The sequence below is a fragment of the Desulfallas thermosapovorans DSM 6562 genome (assembly GCF_008124625.1).
GTDB lineage: Bacteria > Bacillota > Desulfotomaculia > Desulfotomaculales > Desulfallaceae > Sporotomaculum > Sporotomaculum thermosapovorans.
This window is the reverse complement of sequence record NZ_VNHM01000042.1, coordinates 1-2,110: the sequence shown is the minus strand read 5'-3', so window position 1 is coordinate 2,110 and position 2,110 is coordinate 1. Positions and strand designations below refer to the sequence as shown.

Below are 2,110 nucleotides of genomic sequence, written 5' to 3'. Positions count from 1 at the left end.
AAAAGACCCTCCGGGGAGGGTCTTTTTCAGGAAACAATATTAACCTGGTAGCTTAACCGACCTTAGGCCTGGGGTACAGCCCGGATCTTTCTACAATTTCGGGTACAACCTCTTCCCAGGCAATGGCCATTACGTGCACGCCGTGTACGCCTCTAACATTTTCTTTGATATATTTAATTTGCTCGATGCAAATGTCCACGCCTTCGCGTTTGGGGTCCTCGGCATTTTTCAGGCGTTCCACCAGTTCGTCCGGTACAATCATACCGCTGACGTTATTTTGGATATACTTGGCCGCCCGCCAGCTCTTCATGGGGGTTACACCGGCCAGAATGTGTACCCTCTCATCAATGCCACGTTCCCGTACCATTTCCATGAACCGTTCAAAACGTTCCATATCAAATATGCACTGGGTTTGGATGAACTGTGCGCCCGCCTCTACCTTTTTCTCCAGGCGATCCACCCGGAATTCAAAGGGGTCGGCAAAGGGGTTAGCCACTGCCCCGATGAAGAAACGGGGCTCGTGCTCTTTAATCTCTTCGCCCGAGAAAAACAGTTTTTCGTCCCGCATGCGGCGCAGGTAATAAATGAGCTGCATGGAGTCTATATCGTACACGTTTTTACTCGTGGGATGGTTGCCGAATTTCTGGTGGTCGCCGGAAAGACAGAGTACGTTGCGCATACCCAGGCTGTAGGCGCCCATCAAATCGGACTGCATGGCAATGCGGTTACGGTCCCGGCAGGTCATCTGCACGATGGGCTCTATGCCACAGTTCAACACGTGAACACCGGCCGCTATACTGGATAACCGCACAATGGCTGTCTGGTTATCGGTTATGTTGGTGGCGTCCACGTAATCGCGCATCATTTCGGCGTGATGGCGAATACCTTCGGCGGAAGAATGCTTGGGCGGCCCTATTTCCGCGGTTACCGCAAATTGACCGCTGTCCAGTATTTGTTGAAGTTTACTTAGATTCTTCAATCGATCATCACATCCTCCCTGATGGCCTTACGCGGCCCGCCGTCTCGTGATTTGGACCAGTCTTTGGGCGGCTGGAATTCCATTAGTTTGTCAAGCTTGCCCAGCGCTTTCATGCGGTCGTAAATCAGCTGCCAGGCGCAGTCCACGTCTTTGCTCACTTCGCATTTGCCGTATTGTGAGCCACCGCATGGCCCGTTTAAAATGCTCTTGGAACAGCGGATAATGGGGCAGATACCGCCGGTGCGGTGTAGTATGCAGTCACCGCACAATCCGCACTTTTCCTCCCAGTTGCCGTGGGTTACTGAGCCGCCGATGAACTTGGTATCAAGGGCGGGCACCACCCACTTATCCTTAAACCGCTCGGCCAGGTACTGTACGCCCACGCCGCAGGCCAGGGATACAATGGCGTCCACATCCTTCACCAGGTTATCCAGGGGTACGATGTACTCGGGGTCGCACTGCCTGGTGCAGGTAAAAGTGGTAGCTTCCAGGGGGTTGTTCTCCAGGTTGCGTTTAATGCGCATGGCCGAGGCCAGCACTTCGGTTTCCTTCTCGCCACCGGCCAGGCAAACCGTCACGCAGCCGGCACAGCCAACGAATAACACTTTTTTGCAGTCGGCAATCATTTGGGCGATATCTTCAACAGGTTTTTGTTGTGCTACGATCATGCTGTTTGGCCACCTTCTTTCTGTGGGTTAGCGGCCCCGTTTTTGTTCAAGGGGCTGGGGCCGAGCTGGCGGATGCGTTCCGTCATTTCATTGGCAATCTGGGCAAACCGGCCTCCGTCGGAAGCGGGCAGGTTGAAGAAATCCAACCGTTCGCTGCCGAAACCGATTTCATCCAGTATTTTTTTCACCGCCTGCACCCGTTTTTTAGCGCGGATGTTGCCCTTTAAAAAGTGGCAATCACCTTCCATGCAGCCGGCCACGTAAACACCGTCGGCACCGTTTTCAAAGGTCTCCAAAAGCACCCGGTGTTCAATTGTGCCCGAGCAGGGCATTTCCACCACCCGGATGTTGGGTGAATACTGCAACCTCATCGAACCTGCCAGGTCCGCAGCTGAGTATGCTCAGTAGTGGCAGCAAAAGGCTACGATTTTGGGTTCAAATTCGGCCACTTTAACGCACCTCC

The 2,110-nt window shown here is 53.5% G+C and carries 3 protein-coding genes; all 3 read right to left on the bottom strand.

Annotated elements, in window-relative coordinates; translation table 11 throughout:
• Positions 1 to 52 precede the first annotated feature (52 nt).
• Genes LX24_RS14745 through LX24_RS14735 form a run of 3 tightly spaced genes read right to left on the bottom strand, consistent with a single transcriptional unit; the run spans position 53 to position 2,096 of the window.
• Complete coding sequence (locus LX24_RS14745) at positions 53 to 979, bottom strand: methylenetetrahydrofolate reductase (RefSeq protein ID WP_166510109.1); 927 nt, start codon at positions 977 to 979, stop codon at positions 53 to 55.
• Entirely contained in the window at positions 976 to 1,647 is a 672-nt protein-coding gene (locus LX24_RS14740) for a methylenetetrahydrofolate reductase C-terminal domain-containing protein (protein WP_166510108.1), read from the bottom strand. Before LX24_RS14740 ends, LX24_RS14745 begins: the two co-directional genes overlap by 4 nt.
• The gene (locus LX24_RS14735) at positions 1,644 to 2,096 is read right to left on the bottom strand and encodes a hydrogenase iron-sulfur subunit (RefSeq protein WP_166510107.1); all 453 of its coding nucleotides are present in this window, start codon (positions 2,094 to 2,096) and stop codon (positions 1,644 to 1,646) included. The genes LX24_RS14740 and LX24_RS14735 overlap by 4 nt, the downstream gene beginning before the upstream one ends.
• Positions 2,097 to 2,110: the final 14 nt, after the last annotated feature.

Coding starts and splice junctions, on each gene's coding strand:
- LX24_RS14740 (WP_166510108.1), bottom strand. CDS start 1,647: ATGATCGTAGCACAACAAAAACCTGTTGAAGATATCGCCCAAATGATT.